General features: G+C 44.3%; 24 protein-coding genes. 18 read left to right on the top strand and 6 right to left on the bottom strand.

What is annotated here, in order from left to right; translation table 11 throughout:
- The first annotated feature begins 31 nt into the window (after positions 1–31).
- Positions 32–502, top strand: coding sequence for an EVE domain-containing protein (locus R7O13_RS22905; RefSeq protein ID WP_005378735.1), 471 nt, complete (start codon positions 32–34; stop codon positions 500–502).
- Positions 503–552: 50 nt separating this feature from the next.
- Here R7O13_RS22905 and R7O13_RS22900 read toward each other — a convergent pair whose 3' ends face one another.
- Positions 553–1377 (bottom strand): Cof-type HAD-IIB family hydrolase, encoded by an 825-nt coding sequence (locus R7O13_RS22900; protein ID WP_005378734.1) that lies wholly within the window; start codon positions 1375–1377, stop codon positions 553–555.
- Positions 1378–1621: 244 nt separating this feature from the next.
- Positions 1622–2632: an alpha/beta fold hydrolase gene (locus tag R7O13_RS22895; RefSeq protein ID WP_005378733.1), complete on the bottom strand. Its 1011-nt coding sequence runs from the start codon at positions 2630–2632 to the stop codon at positions 1622–1624.
- A gap of 65 nt (positions 2633–2697) precedes the next feature.
- Here R7O13_RS22895 and rhtB point away from each other — a divergent pair, with 65 nt between their 5' ends.
- The 7 genes from rhtB (at position 2698) to R7O13_RS22860 (ending at position 9374) form a co-directional block, all read left to right on the top strand.
- Positions 2698–3315 (top strand): homoserine/homoserine lactone efflux protein, encoded by a 618-nt coding sequence (gene rhtB / locus R7O13_RS22890; RefSeq protein ID WP_262598192.1) that lies wholly within the window; start codon positions 2698–2700, stop codon positions 3313–3315.
- A 24-nt stretch (positions 3316–3339) separates the two neighbouring features.
- Positions 3340–4563, top strand: a complete 1224-nt coding sequence (locus R7O13_RS22885; RefSeq protein WP_005378731.1) for an EAL and HDOD domain-containing protein — start codon at positions 3340–3342, stop codon at positions 4561–4563.
- A 154-nt stretch (positions 4564–4717) separates the two neighbouring features.
- Complete coding sequence (locus R7O13_RS22880; protein ID WP_005378730.1) at positions 4718–5053, top strand: metalloregulator ArsR/SmtB family transcription factor; 336 nt, start codon at positions 4718–4720, stop codon at positions 5051–5053.
- Between the two features lie 42 nt (positions 5054–5095).
- Positions 5096–6097, top strand: coding sequence for an ArsJ-associated glyceraldehyde-3-phosphate dehydrogenase (locus R7O13_RS22875; protein WP_005383630.1), 1002 nt, complete (start codon positions 5096–5098; stop codon positions 6095–6097).
- A 13-nt stretch (positions 6098–6110) separates the two neighbouring features.
- Positions 6111–6605, top strand: a complete 495-nt coding sequence (locus tag R7O13_RS22870; RefSeq protein WP_137282443.1) for a cyclin-dependent kinase inhibitor 3 family protein — start codon at positions 6111–6113, stop codon at positions 6603–6605.
- Positions 6606–6859: 254 nt separating this feature from the next.
- On the top strand, positions 6860–8077 hold the full coding sequence (arsJ, locus tag R7O13_RS22865) for an organoarsenical effux MFS transporter ArsJ (protein ID WP_005378722.1): 1218 nt from the start codon (positions 6860–6862) through the stop codon (positions 8075–8077).
- 283 nt (positions 8078–8360) lie between these two features.
- Positions 8361–9374: an acyltransferase gene (locus R7O13_RS22860; protein WP_213901871.1), complete on the top strand. Its 1014-nt coding sequence runs from the start codon at positions 8361–8363 to the stop codon at positions 9372–9374.
- On the opposite strand, the gene R7O13_RS22855 is transcribed toward R7O13_RS22860, so the two are convergent.
- Positions 9371–9700, bottom strand: coding sequence for a DUF2500 domain-containing protein (locus R7O13_RS22855; protein ID WP_005389668.1), 330 nt, complete (start codon positions 9698–9700; stop codon positions 9371–9373). The genes R7O13_RS22860 and R7O13_RS22855 overlap by 4 nt on opposite strands.
- A 327-nt stretch (positions 9701–10027) precedes the next feature.
- On the opposite strand from R7O13_RS22855, the gene R7O13_RS22850 reads away from it, so the two are divergent.
- From R7O13_RS22850 to R7O13_RS22835, 4 genes are all read left to right on the top strand, one after another.
- Positions 10028–10396 carry a hypothetical protein gene (locus R7O13_RS22850; protein ID WP_005378717.1) on the top strand — a complete coding sequence of 123 codons (369 nt, stop codon included), beginning with the start codon at positions 10028–10030 and terminating at the stop codon, positions 10394–10396.
- A 1081-nt stretch (positions 10397–11477) separates the two neighbouring features.
- A complete protein-coding gene (locus R7O13_RS22845; protein WP_005389670.1) occupies positions 11478–12098 on the top strand; it encodes a lysoplasmalogenase in 621 nt (206 codons plus the stop codon).
- Between the two features lie 69 nt (positions 12099–12167).
- Entirely contained in the window at positions 12168–12389 is a 222-nt protein-coding gene (locus tag R7O13_RS22840) for a YecH family metal-binding protein (protein WP_005378711.1), read from the top strand.
- Positions 12390–12495: 106 nt separating this feature from the next.
- On the top strand, positions 12496–13080 hold the full coding sequence (locus tag R7O13_RS22835) for a YhgN family NAAT transporter (RefSeq protein WP_005389671.1): 585 nt from the start codon (positions 12496–12498) through the stop codon (positions 13078–13080).
- 57 nt (positions 13081–13137) lie between these two features.
- On the opposite strand, the gene R7O13_RS22830 is transcribed toward R7O13_RS22835, so the two are convergent.
- Positions 13138–13404 (bottom strand): DUF1145 domain-containing protein, encoded by a 267-nt coding sequence (locus tag R7O13_RS22830; protein ID WP_005378704.1) that lies wholly within the window; start codon positions 13402–13404, stop codon positions 13138–13140.
- Positions 13405–13429: 25 nt separating this feature from the next.
- On the bottom strand, positions 13430–14029 hold the full coding sequence (gene rsmD / locus R7O13_RS22825; RefSeq protein ID WP_005378702.1) for a 16S rRNA (guanine(966)-N(2))-methyltransferase RsmD: 600 nt from the start codon (positions 14027–14029) through the stop codon (positions 13430–13432).
- A gap of 230 nt (positions 14030–14259) precedes the next feature.
- Here rsmD and ftsY point away from each other — a divergent pair, with 230 nt between their 5' ends.
- From ftsY to glpG, 6 genes are all read left to right on the top strand, one after another.
- Entirely contained in the window at positions 14260–15486 is a 1227-nt protein-coding gene (ftsY, locus tag R7O13_RS22820; protein WP_054579649.1) for a signal recognition particle-docking protein FtsY, read from the top strand.
- A gap of 22 nt (positions 15487–15508) precedes the next feature.
- Entirely contained in the window at positions 15509–16183 is a 675-nt protein-coding gene (gene ftsE / locus R7O13_RS22815; RefSeq protein WP_005378697.1) for a cell division ATP-binding protein FtsE, read from the top strand.
- Positions 16173–17141 carry a permease-like cell division protein FtsX gene (gene ftsX, locus R7O13_RS22810; protein WP_025768167.1) on the top strand — a complete coding sequence of 323 codons (969 nt, stop codon included), beginning with the start codon at positions 16173–16175 and terminating at the stop codon, positions 17139–17141. Before ftsE ends, ftsX begins: the two co-directional genes overlap by 11 nt.
- A gap of 176 nt (positions 17142–17317) precedes the next feature.
- On the top strand, positions 17318–18175 hold the full coding sequence (gene rpoH, locus R7O13_RS22805; protein ID WP_005378693.1) for an RNA polymerase sigma factor RpoH: 858 nt from the start codon (positions 17318–17320) through the stop codon (positions 18173–18175).
- 493 nt (positions 18176–18668) lie between these two features.
- Complete coding sequence (glpE, locus tag R7O13_RS22800) at positions 18669–18989, top strand: thiosulfate sulfurtransferase GlpE (protein WP_005378691.1); 321 nt, start codon at positions 18669–18671, stop codon at positions 18987–18989.
- Positions 18989–19831, top strand: coding sequence for a rhomboid family intramembrane serine protease GlpG (glpG, locus tag R7O13_RS22795; RefSeq protein ID WP_047103977.1), 843 nt, complete (start codon positions 18989–18991; stop codon positions 19829–19831). Before glpE ends, glpG begins: the two co-directional genes overlap by 1 nt.
- Positions 19832–19893: 62 nt before the next feature.
- Here glpG and R7O13_RS22790 read toward each other — a convergent pair whose 3' ends face one another.
- Complete coding sequence (locus tag R7O13_RS22790) at positions 19894–20304, bottom strand: flagellar basal body-associated protein FliL (RefSeq protein ID WP_005378687.1); 411 nt, start codon at positions 20302–20304, stop codon at positions 19894–19896.
- Positions 20305–20340 lie beyond the last annotated feature (36 nt).

Raw genomic sequence — 20340 nt, 5'->3', positions numbered from 1 at the left:
TATTGTTACTCAATCGGCATCGGATGGCATTATGGCATATTGGTTATTTAAAACTGAACCAGATACCTTTTCTATTGACACGCTTCGAACCCAAAAGGTTTCATGTTGGGAGGGTGTTCGTAATTATCAGGCGCGCAATATGATGCGTGACCAAGTGAAGGTGGGCGATTTAGTCCTGATTTACCACTCTTCCTGTAAACATGTTGGCGTGGCAGGTATTGCTAAAGTTGTGAGAGAAGCCTATCCCGATCATTTCCAATTCGATCCCGAAAGCGATTACTACGATCCAAAGTCAGACCCAGACAACCCGCGTTGGATTATGGTGGATGTAGAGTTTGTACGTAAAACGGCGCGAGTGATTCCGTTGTCGGTGATGAAAGCGATGCCAGAACTTGAGAACATGCCGTTGGTGAAACGTGGAAATCGCTTGTCGATTATGCCCGTGACAGAAGAAGAATGGGACGCGATTCTTGGCAAAGAGAAGCTGCCAAGTCAGCGATAAAAGAGAAGGGCTGCGAATGTGCAGCCCTTCATTATTTGGAGTATTGAAGCTTACAGCAAGTGTTCTTGTAGGTAGTGTGCAACCGCATCTTCTGCATTGCTGCCAATTACTTCATTATTTGGTAGAGCTTTCATCACTTTTTCGTGTGATGTACCCATAACTAGCCCTTTACCTGCCATCGACAGCATTTCTACGTCATTCATGCCATCACCAAATGCTACGCAGTTTTCTAACGTGAGGTCGAGTTTTTTCGCTACCGCTTCAAGAGCATGACCTTTAGACACGCCAGCGCTCATTACTTCCAAACACCAAGGCGTTGAAAATGCGATGTTCAGCTTATCACCAAACTGCTCACGTAGTTTGTTTTCAAATACGACCAAACGTTCGTGGTCTTCTCCTGGATGCGTGAAGAAAACTTTCGCAATACCGTCAGTTGGGGCTTGGTCTTCATCAAATAAGACGTAAGTGAATTCATCGTGGAAGTCACGTAACGTTTCATCATCCTTGTTCATCAACCAGCTATCATTTTGATACATGTGAATAAGTATTTCTTGATCATGTTTGATCGTGTCGATCACGCCTTGTACCAGTTCCGCAGGGACATTCTCGCTGTACATTAGCTGATCTTCCTGGTCATGCACTCGGGCACCATTCGACGTGATCATATAAGCTGGAATGCCAACTTGGCGACGGATGCTCGCAACGTCTACGTGGTGACGGCCGGTTGCAAAGACAAAGGTATAACCCTTTTCATGCAGCGCTTTTAGCGTCTCTTTTGAGTAAGCACTGAGCTGATGGTTTGGTGCGAGTAACGTGCCATCCAGATCAGAGGCAACGATTTTGGTGATCTCTTTGCAAGGTAGCGATGTGCTCATGAAGTCCTCGTAAACGGTTTGGATAGTGTGGAACAGGTGAATTGCAAACGGAGTACAGCAGACTGACTAGATCGTACTGCTCCGAATGCGGGGGAACTTGGGCCCGTAGCACTATGCGGTTAAACACTGTGTCAAAGTAGCCAAGTTCAAGCAGTGTACGCCAAAATGAGGATGAAAAAGAGGGTAAATCGATGTGTAGACATTTCCTCTTTAATCTTAGTCGTGAAATGGTCGCCTAGAGTTCTTATTGTGCTTGTTCGTTTGATGGCGATTTAGGGTCATTCATAAAGCGGAAAATCGCATCGAGCGCTTGATTACGATACTTGTCGGTCTCGAACAAGATTTCATGCTGTGCGCCTTCGATGGAAAGCAGCTCCGCGTGCGGGTTGGTTTTCCGCAATTTATCAATAAAACGCTTTTGCGCGAGGTTGCTAACAATCCGATCGTTTCCGGCTTGGATTAGGATTACTGGTATTTTGACTTGGCGAGTTAATAAAAAGCACTGCTTAGCGGCCATGAGCCCTTGCCAAACCCAGCGAGTGCTTGGCCCACCGACTTGCAGTTCCGGTTTTTCCGTATATAGGTTTCGGAACCATTGGTAGCGGCCGTAACTTTGGCTAAGTGGGTTATCTTCAAAGGGCTTAGGGAAGTAGGCCTGATGTCCTGGTGCATAGCGTGGCAAAGTCGATACCGCTGACATAATTTGTGTGACCGGAATCGCTATTGGTGAGAGGTACCATGGCAGGTTAATGCCAAACATGGGCGCACTTAGAATCAAACCAGTAAAAGGGTGTTCTGGGTGAGTTTGCAGGTAACGTGTGGCGATCGCGCCGCCCATAGAGTGCGCGATGATGAAGCATTGTTGATATTCGCTAAGGTCGTGTTTTTTTACGACGATGTCCATATCATCAATATAATCAGTAAAGTCATAGACGTGACCCATATCTGAGTCAGATAATAAACGATCTGATAAACCTTGTCCGCGGTGGTCAAAGGAATAGACATCGAAACCTTGGCGGTAGAGATCGTAAAACAGCTCTTGGTATTTCCAGGAAGACTCAATGCGTCCATTTACGATGAGCACGGCTTTTTTATGCTCTGGGTTGGTTAGCTTGCACCAGTAAATGTTCTTTTTCTCAGTCCCTTTAACAAAGCCCTCTTGGCGAGTTTGCCAAAGTGCTGCGATCGGACCACCAATTGCTTGCTCAAATAATGTCTCTTGAGTATAAGTCAAAGGTGAATGGTTAGTCGCCATTAGTTGATTACCTGAAGATACGTTGTTTACGCGATGTATCATCGAAGAATTAGTGAGGAAATGCAATGGATACCCATGTCTGGTTAGCTTATGTAGTAACAGCAATCGTTTTTAGTTTGGCTCCGGGCTCTGGCACGGTGAACTCAATCAGTAATGGTTTGAGTTACGGTACCCGTAAATCACTGGGTGCCATTATTGGCTTACAAATTGGTTTAGTTATCCACATCACGCTGGTGGGGGCGGGTATTGGTGCGCTTGTCGCGCAGTCAGCAACCGCATTTTCTGTCATTAAATGGGTTGGTGCCGCTTATCTGGTTTGGTTGGGGATTCAGAAATGGCGCGACACAGCAAGCTTAGTTGCAGCTGAAAACCACAACGAGATGTCAGGCACGGCGCTGTTGTACAAGGCAGTGTTAATTAACCTCACCAACCCTAAATCGATTGTTTTTCTGGTGGCGTTGTTCCCGCAGTTTATTGACCCGGCAAAAGACCAAATCACGCAACTGTTGGTGCTTGGCGTCACTACGGTCGTGATTGATGCGTGTGTAATGTTGGGTTACACGAGCTTGGCAGCACAAATGGGACGCTTTATTCGCTCCGATAAAATCATGGGAAAAATAAACAAAGTATTCGGTTCAATGTTCATGGGTTGTGGTGCATTATTAGCAGCTGCAAAGTCATAAGCCATTTATAGGTCCTTCTTTAGCATGAATACAACGTATGTCGCTCGCCAGCCGATCTTTAACCGAAAAAGACAGACGCTGGGTTATGAATTGTTGTTTCGAGACGGGGAGAGTAACGCATACCCTTCACATATTGATTCAAATCGAGCGACATACCGACTGATCGTCGAAAACTTCCTATCACTGGGTACTAACCCAGTGATTGCCTCTTCAAGATGCTTTATTAACTTTCCTCATCAAAGCTTGGTGCGACGTTTGCCGCGCAGTTTGCCGAAAAACAAAATTGTCATCGAAGTGTTGGAAACGTGCCAACCTACGGATGAGCTTCTTGATGCGATTCGTGAGTTTTATCGAGAAGGTTACTTGATCGCTTTGGATGACTTCACCCTAACACCAGAATGGCGTCGTTTTTTGCCATATGTGCATATTGTGAAGCTCGACATTATGGCGATGGGGCTCGAAAAGGCCTGTGAACTGGTCAAAACACACCTTGCCAAACGCGTCAAATACCACTTTTTAGCAGAACGTGTTGAAACCGCAGAAGAGTTTGAGCAAGCGAAAGCGGCTGGCTTTAAATTTTTCCAAGGTTATTTTTTTAGCAAGCCACTCGTCTCGCAGACTAAATACGTCAGTCCTGAGCAAGTGTTGGCATTGCAACTGTTTCGTGAAGTTTGTGCTCCTGAGCCTGACTTTACTCGTATCGAGTCCATCATTACGCAAGATGTCGCGTTGTCATATAAATTATTGCGTTTTGTAAATACGCAAGCGCCGAATTTGGCTGTCGAAATCAGCTCTTTTCGTCAGGCATTGATTTATCTTGGCCAGGATAACCTTAAGCAGTTTGTCTCTTTGGTTGTGGCATCGTATATCTCCAGTAACAAGCCTCGAGAGCTGTATCACCTTTCATTGCAACGAGCTCAATTTTGCCAATTGATGTCGCGCTATCAGCCATTCTCTCACCTCAACGAGCAAGGTTTCATGGTTGGTTTGCTGTCGATTCTAGATGCGCTGCTGGATCTTTCGGTGGAATCTTTAGTTAGGCAGTTACCGCTTAGTCATTCAGTACAACAAGCGCTATTACATCGCAAAGGGGTTTATGGTGCACTTATTTCCCTCGAAGAGTGCTACGAGCGTGCCGATTGGTCAGGGGTTGAAAAAATCACGATGCAATTGGGGTTGCCTTTAGAGGAAGTGAAGCTCTCCTTAGGTGAAGCGGCTCGCTGGAGTCAAAGCATCGCGACTGCATAATTTCTTGTCTTATCTTTTATCTTTTTGAATCTCTCTCTTTACAATCAAGCTGTTCGTTAGATGTGAAACTTTTATGACGATGGACGGTTTCCTCTTGACGATATATCTTAATTAAATAAACATATACGTATATCCATATATAGGTATGTTCATTATGCTTCCACATCAGTTTTTTAAGCTGTTATCCGATGAAACACGCGTACGTTGTTTAATGCTCGTGGCCCGTGAAGGTGAAACTTGCGTTGGCGATTTGGCGTTTGCTCTACAAGAGAGCCAGCCGAAAGTTTCTCGTCATCTTGCTCAGTTACGATCCAGTGGCATCTTGGTGGATAAACGCCAAGGGCAATGGGTGTATTACGAGTTATCACAGCAATTACCAGGTTGGATGCGAAAGTTAATTGAAGACTTAGTGGCATCAAACTGTTTGAAGCAGGAATACCAAGACGACATCACACGCTTACACGATAAAAGTCGTGAGGCTTGCTGTTAACAGCGAATAGAGATTCAAGGTAGAAGATTAAAAGGTAAAACTATGACAATTAAAGTAGGAATTAATGGCTTTGGCCGAATTGGTCGCTTAGCGCTGCGAGCGGCATTTGATTGGCCAGAATTGGAGTTTGTGTTAATCAACGATGTCGCAGGTGACGCCGCTACGCTTGGTCACTTATTAGAATTCGATTCAGTGCAAGGTCGTTGGCATCATGGAGTTCAGGTCGAAGGCAGTGAGCTCGTCATCAACGGCAAGCGTGTCGCCACGACTCAACAACGCGATATCGATGCGGTGAACTGGTCTGATTGTGATGTTGTGATTGAAGCGACAGGCGTACATCGCAAAACATCATTCCTAAACAAATACCTAGAACAAGGCGTGAAACGTGTCGTGGTAAGCGCACCTGTGAAAGAAGAAGGTATCGCGAACATTGTGGTGGGCGTGAACGACCATATTTTCGACCCTGAAAAACATCGTATCGTGACAGCAGCTTCGTGTACGACTAACTGTATCGCACCTGTGGTTAAAGTCATTCATGAGAAATTGGGTATCGAACAATCTTCTTTTACGACCATTCACGACCTGACGAATACGCAAACTATTTTGGATGCGCCACACAAAGATCTACGCCGTGCAAGAGCATGCGGCATGAGCCTTATCCCGACCACGACGGGTAGCGCGAAGGCGATTGTCGAAATTTTCCCAGAATTAAAAGACAAAATTAATGGTCATGCGGTTCGCGTACCTCTAGCAAACGCATCGTTAACAGACATCATTTTTGATGTGAAGCGTGATACCACAGCAGAAGAAGTGAATGCACTGTTAAAAGAAGCATCTGAAGGTGATTTGAAAGGCATCCTTGGCTTCGAAGAGCGTCCTTTAGTTTCTATCGATTATAAAGGCGACCAACGTTCAACCATCGTTGATGCGCAATCAACCATGGTTGTGGGTTCTCGTATGGTTAAGATTTACGCTTGGTACGATAACGAAATGGGTTATGCAACGCGCACAGCAGAGCTGGTTCGTAACGTTGGTTTGGCTTAAAAAGGGGGTCACAATGTCTCATCCTACATGGCAATTAGATTTGGACTCCGGTGCTTTAATCTTAACACCGTGCCCAGGAACGAAAGGTGTCGATTTGCATGCGTCGTTAGAACAGTTGAAAGAGCAGGGTGTTCAAGCGGTCGTTACTGCATTAGATGATAGTGAATTAGCTGCGAAGAATGTCTCTGCATTGGGTGAAGCCACTCAGCAACTGGGTATGAAATGGTTCCAGATCGAGATTGAAGACGACTGCGCACCAAATGAAGAATTTGCGACGAAGTGGCAACAAGCCAGTCCGGAACTGCACGCGATTCTTGCTCAAGGTGGCAAAGTTGCGATGCATTGCATGGGTGGTTCGGGGCGCACAGGTTTGTTCGCTGCTCACCTACTCCTAGAGAAGGAATGGCAGTTAAAAGATATCGTGCGAGAAGTGCAGGCATTGCGCCCTGGTGCATTTACAAAACCTGTGCAAGTTGAGTACATCGAACGTGTGGCTCAAGACGCTTGATCAGCTTAAATAGCTTTTGGTTCATCATGATCCAAAAGCTAAATTCGAGCTTCTTCAGGATACGACTGTTTACAAGAAAAGCCATTAATATTAACTAATGCATTGTTTTTAAGGTGTATTTTGCTTTTTATTGATGTTGGGGCATTTTTTGAAAATCACAGCAACATTGTATTGGTCAATGTTGCTGTACAGGTTAGGAAGTATTTAGAACATGATGATCTAAATGCTTCTATCGCTGTACATATGAGGTCAATATGATTTCTCAATTAAGCAAAAGTATTCGTCAGTACATGTTAGTGACGTTTAACTATTGGAACTTTACGGTGACCGATGGCGCACTGCGTATGCTGGTGGTGCTCTATTTTCATGACTTAGGTTATTCCACGTTAGCTATTGCCTCACTGTTTCTTTTCTATGAATTTTTTGGTGTGGTGACAAACCTGGTTGGTGGTTGGTTGGGCGCAAGGTTAGGCCTAAATAAAACCATGAACATTGGTTTAGCGATGCAAGTGTTTGCGTTGCTGATGCTCGCAGTACCAAATGCATGGCTGACCATTCCTTGGGTGATGGCAGCGCAAGCTCTGTCGGGGATTGCCAAAGATCTGAACAAAATGAGTGCTAAGAGCGCGATTAAAACGCTAGTACCAGACGAACAGCAAGGTGCGCTCTACAAATGGGTAGCGATTTTGACTGGCTCGAAGAATGCACTCAAAGGAGCGGGCTTTTTTGTTGGTGGCTTGCTGCTGTCTTGGGTGGGTTTTCAAAACTCGATGTTTATTATGGCGGGTGTACTTACATTAGTGTTTGTTTGCAGCATGATCTGGCTAGAAGCGGACATGGGTAAAGCAAAGAGTAAACCTAAGTTTCGCCAAATATTCTCCAAGTCTGAATCGATAAACATTTTATCCGCAGCACGCATGTTCTTGTTTGGTGCTCGTGATGTGTGGTTTGTCGTTGCTCTGCCTATTTATCTTGGTAGCGTGTTTGGCTGGGATCACTTGTGGGTTGGTAGCTTTCTCGCAGCGTGGGTCATTGCTTATGGGTTTGTGCAAGGCTTTGCGCCGCGTATTACTGGCAAAGCGCAAGGTCGTGTGCCTGATGGTAGTGCAGCATTGGTGTGGGCAGGAATCCTAGCGTTAATTACGGCTGGTATTGCTTATGGTGTGCAAATCGGTTGGCAGCCTGAATTGGTGATTGTGGTAGGTTTGATGATTTTTGGCGCTGTGTTTGCCATTAACTCTTCGCTGCACTCGTACTTGATAGTGAGCTACGCTAAAGGCGATGGCGTCTCGTTGGATGTCGGTTTTTACTACATGGCCAATGCGATGGGACGTTTGATTGGCACGGTATTATCGGGTTGGATCTACCAAGAGGCTGGTCTTGCAGCGTGCTTATGGGTTTCTTTTGCTTTCTTGGCACTGACGACGCTGATTTCAATTAAGTTGCCAAAAGCTAATGTTGCTACTGCGTAACTACCCCCAGTATCGCTATCTGTAGATGGTATAAATGGCTCCAAATCGGAGCCATTTTTGTTTCTTATGCGCCGTTTGCTGTAATCAGATTGTGTCGGTTTGGCATCGAGAGTGAATACTGATGCTTGGTTTTTGGTTCTAGTTAAGTGATTAGAGTGGTGATGAAATCCCCGTTGTAGGTCATTGTTGAGTTAAAAATAAGCAAAAACAGATTGTTAACCATTTCACTGGTTGAGATTTACCCTATGCTATAAACGATAAGCGACTCAAAGTAGGGAAAGGTATGAGAGAAAGGGTTCTGTTTTTTGATTTATTGCGCTGCTTCGCAGCGGTAGCAGTGATCGCCATTCACGTCTTGGCACCGTATCGAAATGAGTTAGGAGTGATTCCATTTGACCAATGGCTGACAGCGGTAGGCGTGAATAGCGTAACCCGCTGGGCAGTGCCAGTTTTTATTTTGATCACCGGAGCGCTAATGCTCAGTGACACTCGACCATTTGACGGTAAGTATTATATCAAAAGGCGTTTGGGCAAAGTTTTAGTTCCATTTCTTATTTGGTCGATGTTTTATGCATACCTTTCAGGCTGGACTTCTCAAGGCTTTGATTTTGAAACCGTAAAAGAGGTATTAAGCAATAGCCCATTCCACGCAACGTATTACCATCTCGGCTTTTTCTATTACTTTATACCACTGTATTTTGTGATTCCGCTGTTTCAATGGATGGTACGCAACGTGGATGACAACGTCTTGTATACCTATCTCGCATTTTGGCTTTTCACCAGCACACTGTTCTTGTTCAAGATTGATGGCCCTTGGAGTAATCAGATGTGGCTTTATATGGGTTACCTTCCACTGGGGTATGTTTTATTTCAAAAGGTACCTTCGAATCGCTCTATGGTGACCTTATTTGTTGGGCTAGGACTCGTGGCGTTGGCAGTGACCTTTACGATGGTTGTGACAAATAGCTTAGAGGCGGAGAAGTATACGGTTGGGCGCTGGCTCTCTTATAAAACACTGAATGTGATTCTAGCGGCTTCGATGATTTTTATGATCGGGCGTTACTTTGGTGAAGGCTTATCACCAAAAGTACAAAAAGTGGTTAGTGTGATCAGTCAGCACAGTTTGGGGATTTACTTACTTCACCCTATTTTCTTATGGCCGATGAAAGAGTTCGGTTGGTACACAGGACATCCTGCGTGGGTGATTCCAGTCTGGATCGTTCTAAGTGGAGCTGGAGCCTTGGCGATGAGCTATCTCTTTTCTCGTTCTGCCAAGACTCGTTGGTTACTGCCTTAACGTTTGATAGCGAAGTGAAGGAACTTGTTGCCGCGATAGGTCAGTGTTCCCTTATCTCCAGGGTTGAGTGCATGGTAGTAATGCACTCCAATTTGGAATTCACGCTTTGGACCGATAGAACCACGTTGAACGTAAATCCAATACTCTTGATCGTCTTGACCTGGTGGTGCGTTTGGTATGTCTATCGCTTGTTTATCTAAAACCGTTACCTGAGCGCTTTGCTCTGGAGCGTCTTCGCCCACATAGTGCTTACTATAAAAACGGAAAAACACCCACGCGCCCAAGGCAATAAGGGCGAATAGGGCGACAATAAGTGAGATTGGCATATTAACCTCCAATGTTGTATCGGGTCCCATTCTACAGAACTCGCTGACGAAACGATGAGTTGAGGTAACTTATTCATAATCTAATGAAAGGGATATGGAGATTATTCGGCGCACTTCACGATTTATCTTAATGATGCACGATGAAATCGTCGCTTCATCTGCAAGCGAAGTCACTAAAGCTGAACGAAGCGGCTTTCACTTGTTAGGCTATATGAGCTCAAGGGCACAAATTGAAAGTAAAATTGCACTTAACGGCTCGAAAAAGCTCTAAATTTATAGAAGAATAAAAATAATGAACATAGGAAGGGTCTGGTAAGGAGGGTTACGATGTCAGATATTGAAAAAGTAGTCATGCGTACCCGAACGATCGAAAAACTTTTGCGTACTCAGTACCATGCAGAAGGGAAAGGGTTGCACCAACTTATTAATAGTTGTGAAGAACGTTTACCGCATGACGTGATAGCAAAGCTTCGATTCATCGCAACCGTGCGTAACAAAGTGGTGCACGAAGACGATTACAAGCTGGATGATCGTAAAGGCTTTATGGCGGCATGTGATGCTTGTGAAAAAGAGCTGACACCAAGAAGCTCTCGCTTTATTTGGCGTACAGCAATTTTGCTAATGACGTTGATTACGCTGGCCGCTCTTGGTTTCTACTATATGCACTGGGATATTTTGTCTAAGCACATTCAGTAGAGCTATACAGATAAATAAAAAAGGACGCATTTGCGTCCTTTTTTATTTTAAATCATTGGTTTAGTACATCATTGGCAGTGTCATTAAACCCACAACCACTGCAATCATAACCAGCCCTTGTTTTTGAGAAGATGAAATCATAACACTACCCCTTAATCTTTGATGAACTCGATGAATTTAATATAGCACTGTTTTTGGGGTTTGATCAACATATGCTCGTTAATCTTTTCAAAAACCACACTTAACTTGTCTGGTTTTACGTGATTCTGACTAATGAAACTATGTTTTTTGTCCTGTATTTAAAGTGTTCACATTGTTTTATTTCTAGCCTTTTTTGTTTTAAGTGTATGATTTTATAATATTAAATGGTTTGTGATGTTGGCTTTGTAATTGTTTTTTGTTTCGAATGGTATGTTGGGTGTTTATTTTGCCTGTATTTCTCAAAAATTGAGAAAATTAAAAAATGTGCTATGAGGTTGCATCGTCAAATCGAAAGCATGGAGTGAGATTTTCTTACCTTATGAGAAAATATGGGCTTCAAAAGAGTTTAGTGATTTTATGGTTTATGAAGTCCGCACTTTTATCTGTTATTGAAATTATGGTTTTATTTATCATTGACTTACTTTTATTGTCTGATGTTTTTTTTACTGAATTAAGGTCGGTTTTCTTGGTTTTTACCCCTAGTCATCAGTAGTTTCTCCTCTCTTAGGGCGCTACTAAGACTATTTTCTATTTTGTGTCTGTTATTTATTCTTGTTGCCTGCATTACATACATCCTGGTGGTTTAATCGTCAGTTTGTGAAGTGGCGGCTTACCTGGAGCACTTATCTGTTTTTCAGTTAAATAGTTTTAGAAAGCGTTGGTTATTGTGTCGTGTGATTTGATGGGTTCGGCTGATGAGCAAAGCTTGGCCACAATGTTTAGTGGCATCATTCAGGCTCATCGGCTTTATTATTACGTAGGCTGAGGGTTACAAAATGTTTCGAATCGCTAGCGAGATCCAACTTTCGTAGATTGTGTCTTTACATCAAAACTGGTCTACCTAGACTAGCGGCGAGTTTAAGTAAAAGGTGTATACTGCATGTGGAGTTGGCTGGCGATAGGGCTATCAGGTGTGTATTCCGTGTTGGGAGCAAAGCAAGCTAACCCGACACAATCCCTCGTGTTTAAAATCTTTACTCTGCTACTTCTTCTTGTGTTGGTGTTAACTCAAGGTGCATCCGCAACATATACCTACTGGATTGCGGGTGGGCTTATTGTGTCTATGGTGGCAGATACGCTGCACTCGTTTAAAACTCGTAAGCTAATCTATTTTACGGCTTATCTGGTTGCCCAGGTATGCTACAGCAAGTCATTTTGGGTGCAGCTTAATGGTGAGATTGTCTGGTGGCTGTTGGCCCTGCTGCTTGCAGCGAGTATCGTGGCGTTCTTTTTGTTGCTACCTCAACTCGACTCTCTGGTATTCCCCGTTGTGATCATGGGGATGATGCTGGTTCAACTTGCTTGGGCTGCCGGTGAAGTTTGGTTACAAGTGCCGAGTTACGCCAATGCTATCGGCTTTAGCGGAACCTTAGTTCTGATCTATTCGGCGCTGGCATACGCGATACACGGTTATCGAAAACCGATGAAACACGCCTATTTGTGGGTGAGTGGCAGTTACTTTTTTGCTCATGCCCTCATTGTTGCCTCAATCATTTACTAATTTAAGTCAAAGCAGCTCTTGAGGATTTCAGTAAACTGAACGCATTATTCTTAATAACTGGAGTCAATAATGAGTGAAATCCATGCTCACGAGCTGCTAAACCTACTTAGAGAAACACCAATGGATCGCGAAGCCCTCACACAGCACTTTGGCGCTAGCGTTCGCTTTCACACCTGTAAACTGAATGATCTAGACTTAGATGCATTACTAGCATTTTTGCTCAAGCGCGACAAAATTCGTGAGCTTGAAGGTAAGTTTGTGGTCAATATGGCGCGAGTTTGCAATCACTAAACGGCGGCTAAGATCGAGGGTGAATATGGTGTTTTCGCCCTCAGTCATATACTCATGTTGTCAGTTTGCTATACACTGGCCGCCATTTTTGAGGTGAGGCCAGAATATGGACATTCTTTCTGCAGCGACCATGCTGTTTCTAATCATGGACCCTCTCGGTAACTTGCCGATTGTGTTGTCTATTCTCAAACATATCGATCCCAAGCGTCGTCGTAAGGTATTGATTCGTGAACTACTGTTTGCCTTACTGATTTTGATGCTGTTTCTGTTTGCAGGACAAAGCATCTTAAGTTTTTTGCATGTCCAGCCAGAAACGCTCAGCATTTCAGGTGGCATTATTCTCTTCATTATTGCGATTAAGATGATTTTCCCGAGTGCTGGCAGCATCACTGGACTGGCAGCAGGCGAGGAGCCCTTTATTGTTCCGATGGCCATTCCTATGATCGCGGGCCCTTCAGTGATTGCTGCCTTGCTTTTACTGTCTTCGCAACATCCAGAGAAAATGTTGGAAATGTCAGCATCAGTTGTAATTGCGTGGGGCGCAACATTTTTTATACTGATGTTTTATGGCTTCTTTAATCGCTTGTTGGGTGAACGTGGCTTGAAGGCGGTAGAACGCTTAATGGGCTTGTTACTGGTGATGATCTCCACTCAAATGTTCTTGGATGGTGTAAAAAGTTACATTGGGTGACGAACGAAACGCAGAAAAAAAGCCGCTCACAAGAGCGGCTTTTTCGTATCTTAGCGATTACATCATGTGTTTACGACGAATATCGAGTAGGGCAAAAATACCAAAAATCAGGATTGAATATTTTTCCCAACTGCTCATTTTTATTTTGTCGCCAAATGCACCAATGAAGATGGCCATTTGTAAACCGTGCATGATGAACAAAAAAGCGGTCATGATGTAAAGCGCAATCGCGGCATTGCCGGGAAAGGGCATAAAAATATTTAGGATTAATACTAACCAAACAAAGGCGATAGCCGCTTTGGCCAGCATAATTAGTGCTTTCATTTAAGTATCCTTTTAAATCGAGGCGTTATGCGGAGGTACGTTCGTAAAGACGATAGCTCACTTGGCCTGCTGTTTTTTCTCGATGTAATTGCCAGTTTTCTGGTAAGTCGGCAATATTGAGTTCTTTTTCTGTTTCAATATAAATCATCGCATCTTCCGCGAGCCAGCCATTTTGTTCTAGCAGAGCCACGGTCTCATCCAATAGACCTTTGCGAAACGGTGGGTCAATAAACACCACATGGTGAGCAGAACCCGGTTGCTTCAAAAAACTCAGTGCGTCGGTATTTACCACTTGGATGTTGTTCGCGTTAAGAGAGGCAACATTCTTTTGTAACTGTTGGAAAGCTTGTGGGTTTAGCTCAACCATGGTCACTTGCTCTGCTTGGCGCGAAGCTGACTCAAATCCCAAGCCGCCAGAGCCAGCAAACAAGTCGAGACATTTTGCCTGTGGTACATCTTGAGCTAACCAGTTAAACAGCGTTTCTTTGACGCGATCTGTCGTGGGGCGTAAGCCTTCAGCATCGTGTACAGGAAGTTTTCTGCCTCTCCATAAGCCACTAATAATGCGAACAAAGCCCGTTGTTGGCTTTTTTTGTGATGAGTTTTGCTGGCGACGTCTTACCATAGATTTTTTGACCGCTAATAAAGTGATACTATATCTAATCGCCCAAGCAATAAGCTTGGAGCTTGGATACAGCCCAGAATATTCAAGATGACAGAGTGTAACACTAATAAGATTAGAATTACCTAATCGGAAAGTTTTCAGAACTTTGTCATTAGCCTTTTTTAGACAGATAATAATCTTGTCAAAAAAGAGTCATTAATAGATAAAAGAACAATCTAGGATAGCCCCAGATGACGGAAAAAAAGAAGCGCGGATTACTTTCGTGGCTAGGTTTTGGTGACGAAGAACAAAGCCCAAAACCAAAAACTGAAGAAACAGTAAAAGAAGAAGCAGTGGAAGCGCCTTCTGAAGAGCAGCAAACCGAAGCGGTTGCTGAGCAAGCGGAAGCAACGCCAGAACTTGAAGAAGAAGAGAAACAATCAGAGGCTGCCCCAGCAGAAGCAGAAGCAGAAGCAGAAGCAGAAGCAGAAGCAGAAGCAGAGGAGCCAGAAGTCGTATCGGCTGCGCCTCGTGTTCAAGAACAAGAAAAGCCAACAGAAAGCTTTTTTGCTCGTCTTAAACGCAGCCTAAGCCGAACAAAAGCAAATATTGGTGCTGGCTTCTTCGGTTTGTTCAGCGGTAAGAAAATCGATGAAGACTTATTTGAAGAGCTAGAAGAGCAACTGCTTATTGCTGATGTGGGCATGAATACCACAACAAAAATCATCAACAACCTGACAGAAAAAGCCACACGTGGCGATCTGAAAGACGGCGAAGCCCTTTATGGTTTGTTGAAAGAAGAAATGGCCGAGATTCTTTCTAAAGTCGAACAGCCACTAGAAATCGATAGCAACAAAACGCCTTACGTCATCTTGATGGTGGGTGTAAATGGCGTGGGTAAAACCACGACCATCGGTAAGTTAGCGAAGCAGTTCCAAACTCAAGGCAAAAAAGTGATGCTTGCAGCGGGCGATACTTTCCGTGCCGCAGCGGTTGAGCAGCTACAAGTGTGGGGTGAACGTAATAATGTTCCTGTGATTGCTCAACATACTGGCGCAGACAGTGCCTCTGTTATCTATGATGCGATTGAAGCGGCAAAAGCACGTGGTGTGGATGTGGTGATTGCTGATACAGCAGGTCGTCTACAGAACAAAGCGAACCTAATGGAAGAGCTGCGTAAGATTGTACGTGTGATGAAGAAAATTGATGAATCTGCACCACATGAGATCATGCTAACGCTTGACGCAGGTACAGGACAAAATGCCATTAGCCAAGCGAAACTTTTCAGTGATGTTGCCCCTCTAACCGGGATTACTTTGACTAAGCTGGATGGTACAGCCAAGGGCGGCGTAATTTTCGCTATTGCTGATCAGTTCGGTATTCCAATTCGTTACATTGGTGTGGGTGAAGGTATCGAAGACTTGCGTCCATTTGAAACTCAAGAGTTTATTGACGCACTGTTTAGTCGTGAAGAATAAAAAGAGTTAGAGGAAATCAACGGTGATCAAATTTCAGCAAGTAAGCAAAGCTTACCGAGGTGGTCGACAAGCACTGCAAAAAGTCGATTTTCACCTGAGGCGCGGTGAAATGGCGTTTTTAGGCGGACATTCCGGGGCTGGTAAAAGTACCTTGCTGAAATTGATCTGCGCGATAGAGCGACCAACCGATGGCAAAATCCATTTTAATGGCCACGACATCACGCGTATTCCAGGCAAAGACATCCCTTTTTTGCGCCGCAATATTGGGATTGTTTTTCAAGATCATCGCCTATTGATGGATCGCAGTGTGTACGACAATGTCGCTCTGCCAATGCGTATCGAATCGATTTCTGAAAACGAAATCAAACGACGTGTTTCTGCGGCGTTAGATAAAACGGGCTTACTCGATAAAGCTCGTTGTCTACCTAGTCAACTTTCTGGTGGTGAGCAACAGCGCGTCGGTATTGCCCGTGCTGTGGTTAATCGACCAACGTTGCTGGTGGCTGATGAGCCTACGGGTAACCTTGACCCAGAATTATCCAACCGTGTGTTGCGTCTATTCGAAGAATTTAACCGTGCGGGCGTGACAATCTTACTTGCCACGCACGATGTGGGGTTAGTAAACACTCGCCCACAGTATCGTCATTTTGAATTGAACCAAGGCTTCCTAAGTGAGGTAGAAGACTATGGCAGGTAACAAGCACTCCCAAAAGAAGGGGAAAGGCCGTAGTGCCAAGCGTGCGAATACCGATGGTTTTTTCTCTGTCCACGCAAAACAAGCTAAATCCTCTTTTAGCGCCTTATGGCAACGACCACTAGGCAACATTCTGACCCTAGCGGTCATCTCCATGGCACTTGCCATGCCAGCTTGTTTGTATCTATTGGGGAAAAACGTTGCGGGGGCAGCGGAAGATGTCGCTTCTCCTTCACAAGTTAGTGCTTACTTAGTTGAAGGCATGCCGGATGCGCGAGTGATGGTTCTCAAAGATCAAATTGAAACTTGGCCTTTGGTAAAAGAGGTAGAATATATTTCACCGCAACAAGGTCTATCTGATTTAAGCCAATATGCAGGGTTCGACCAAGCTATCAGTCTTTTAAGTGGCTATGCGCTACCTGGTGTGTTGGTGATTACGCCAGATTCGGAGCTAAAAAGTGATATTCAGTCATTAGCCAAAGACGTTCGAGAGCAACAAGATGTGACCGACGTGAGACTTGACGAAGACTGGCTAGCGCGTCTTGATGCCATCAAAACTCTCGCGAGTATTATTGTCATTACCCTGACAGTGCTGATGCTCGGTGCGGTATTTTTAATCGTTGGCAATACATTGCGATTTAATGTGCTGGCGAATAAAGAAGAGATTCAAACCATGAAACTGATCGGTGCGACGGACAGTTTCATTCTGCGCCCTTACTTGTACACAGGTATGTGGTTTGGCGTGTTAGGTGCCACTATCGCGTGGTTGGTAACGGCTTTAGTGACCATTGTCATGAATAGTGCGGTGGAAGACCTTGCTGCGTTGTACGATAGCCAGTTCCGCCTGATTGGTCTAAATTGGGATGAATCTTTGTTACTAATCATCATTGGGAGTCTTTTGGGATGTATTGCGGCGCGCTTTTCTGCGCAACGACATTTAAAAGAAATTGAACCAGTTTAAGTGATGGCGGTCTTATTACTTGGATTTCATTAGCACTAGCTAATTTTTAACCCTTGCTTAGACCAAATGTTTATGGATAATTGCTTCCCCTTCTTGAAACTTGTTCATTTTGAGTTCAAGATATCGAAGCTAAATTGCAATGTAATGCTCCAGATCAGAGATTGATGAGGAATTGAATGACAAAAGAAGCGTATCCGATGGCTCTAGTCACGCAAGATAGCCTTGATAGCTATATTCGCTCAGTAAACAGCTACCCAATGCTGACTGCAGACGAAGAGCGTGAGCTGGCAGAACGATTACACTATAAAGGTGAGATTGAGGCTGCAAAAGGTCTAATTCTTTCGCACCTACGATTCGTTGTTCACGTTGCTCGTGGTTACTCTGGCTACGGTTTGCCAATGGCGGATCTTGTGCAAGAGGGTAACATCGGTCTAATGAAAGCCGTTAAGCGTTTTAACCCAGAAGTAGGGGTTCGCTTGGTTTCTTTCGCTGTCCACTGGATCAAAGCAGAGATCCACGAATACGTGCTACGTAACTGGCGTATCGTGAAAATTGCGACCACTAAAGCGCAACGTAAATTGTTTTTCAACCTGCGTAAGTCGAAAAAGCGCTTGGGTTGGTTTAACAACGGTGAAGTAGAAACCGTTGCGCGCGAGTTAGGTGTTGAGCCTTCTGAAGTTCGCGAGATGGAATCACGCTTAGCGGCGGTGGATTCAACCTTTGATATGCCAACTGATGAAGACGACAGCTCAAACGCTTACACAGCGCCGATGCTATACCTAGAAGACAAATCGTCTGATGTGGCCGACAACATTGAAGCCGCCAACTGGGAAATGCATACCAACAATCGCTTGGGTCATGCATTAGCGAGTTTGGATGAGCGTAGTCAGCGCATCGTGCGTTCTCGTTGGTTAGATGATGAGAAAGCAACATTGCAAGACTTAGCTGATGAGTTCGGTGTTTCTGCCGAGCGTATTCGCCAGCTAGAAAAAAATGCAATGAAGAAACTAAAATTGGCTGTGGGTGAATTTTAATTTCCACTGCTAATTGAAAGTAAGATTTTCATAGAAAGCCGAGATCATGTGATCTCGGCTTTTTTATTGTCGATCGAAAATCGATAGCGTTTGCGATCCGGATTTTATGTGCTACCTGTGTATAACTCTGTGAAGTAATTATTTATCAACTGTTCGAAACCCGGACAAAATAAGGGATTCAAGCACTTTTCCATCTGGGGATAGTTATAGATATACACACAGTTAGATCAGGATCATCACTACATATTGTGGATCAAAAGATCCAAATACACTTTATCAACGCAATTCACAGCTTTATCCACAAATGGTTGGAATGTGTACACTTTTGAAAACCCTGATTATCCATGTGTCTAAGTTTGCCGTTGGATAGGTTACAATAGCGGCAGTATACCCAAGCAGCTTCAAATATGGATTTTATGCTGTACCACGGGTGCTGATTAGTACGTTAGGTTCGAGGTTGCTTGGGTATATTAATAAGACAATGAGAAAGTAAATGGATCAGTTTAAGCATATCGATGTACAAGGTGCGCAAGCGCTGCTCGAGCAGGGTGATGCGAAGCTTGTAGATATCCGTGACCCTCAATCGTTTGCCGTTGCGCATGCGGAGTCCGCGTATCACTTAACTAACGATACGATCGTTGCGTTTATGGATGAAGTGGAGTTCGAACAACCTATTCTAGTGATGTGTTACCACGGCATTAGTAGCCAAGGTGCGGCGCAATATTTGGTTAACCAAGGCTTTGAACAGGTGTACAGTGTAGATGGTGGCTTTGAAGCCTGGCATCGAGCAGAACTACCGATAGTGAGAAGTTAATGAAGAGATTGGTAACGTTAAATAATCCACGTATGGCGCAAGCCTTTATTGATTATATGGCCTCTCGCCAAATTGACATCGAAATGATGCCAGAAGGGGATGGGCAATTTGCGCTGTGGCTGACTGATAGCCAGCATGAAATAGAAGCGGAAGCCGAACTTAAGCTGTTCCTTGCTAACCCGTCTGATTCAAAATACAGCGCCGCCTCGTGGGACGTTGCCGATACTCGTAAGAGCACATTTCATTATTCCAGCCCGAGTATCATAAGCATGGTCAAAGCGAAAGCTGGCCCCATGACTTTGCTGATCATGACAGTCTGTATCATCATCTACTTGTTACAAATGTTTGGCTTTGGCAATGGCGTGTTTAAGTTGTTGCACTTCCCGGCTTTTGAGGGGCAACAATGGCAAGTGTGGCGATGGCTAAGTCATGCGTTACTGCACTTTTCAGTAACTCACATCGTGTTTAACTTACTATGGTGGTGGCAGTTGGGTGGCGACATCGAACGTCGTCTCGGTTCCGGTAAGCTATTGCAACTCTTTGTGGTGTCGGCAGCGTTTTCAGGGGCAGGCCAGTTCTATGTTGAAGGGGCTAACTTCGGCGGCTTGTCTGGCGTGGTCTATGCACTGCTTGGTTATTTGTGGATATTGGGTTACCGCTTGCCACATTTAGGCCTTACGCTACCCAAGCCAATCATCGTCTTTATGTTGGTATGGTTAGTTCTTGGTTTTGTGCAGCCATTTATGGCGATTGCAAACACCGCTCACTTAGTTGGGCTACTGTCGGGGATGGCGATTGCGCTGTTTGATTCAGGCAAGATGAAATACCAACAGCAAGCCTAAAGCAGATGAAATGAAAAGACCGCTCAAGAGCGGTCTTTTTTATGTTCAAAACGGATTTGGGTTTATTGATAAAGGTATTTTGTAAACAACAAATCGGCAATGATGGTTTTACCTGTTTCAGGCAAAAGCGTTTCGTTGAGGGTCGTCACTAAAGTTTTGCGCAGATCTTCTCGGCCAGAAAGGGACTTAATCGTATCTTCTGTTTGCTTACCCAATAATTCAATCACTGCATCGCGAATCAAAGGTTGGTGATGCTCAACAACTGATAAATCTTGTTGACTCATTACCATGATGTCGATGCGCACTTGCACATAACCTAACTTTTTGCCTTTGGTGTAAAAGTTAGTAGTGAGGTCAGGCTCTAGGGTAAAGTATGCCAACTTAGGTCCAGCTTCTTCCGTTTCAGCCCAACTTGGTGCGGCGAATAGTATGGTTAACGCAAAAATAATTTGGGCTATATAACGTTTGTACATATTTCTAACTTTTCTTTCTCTGGATCGCGATATTCG

The sequence above is a fragment of the Vibrio sp. Y176 genome (genome assembly GCF_033438945.1).
This window is presented reverse-complemented; position numbering and strand designations above follow the sequence as displayed.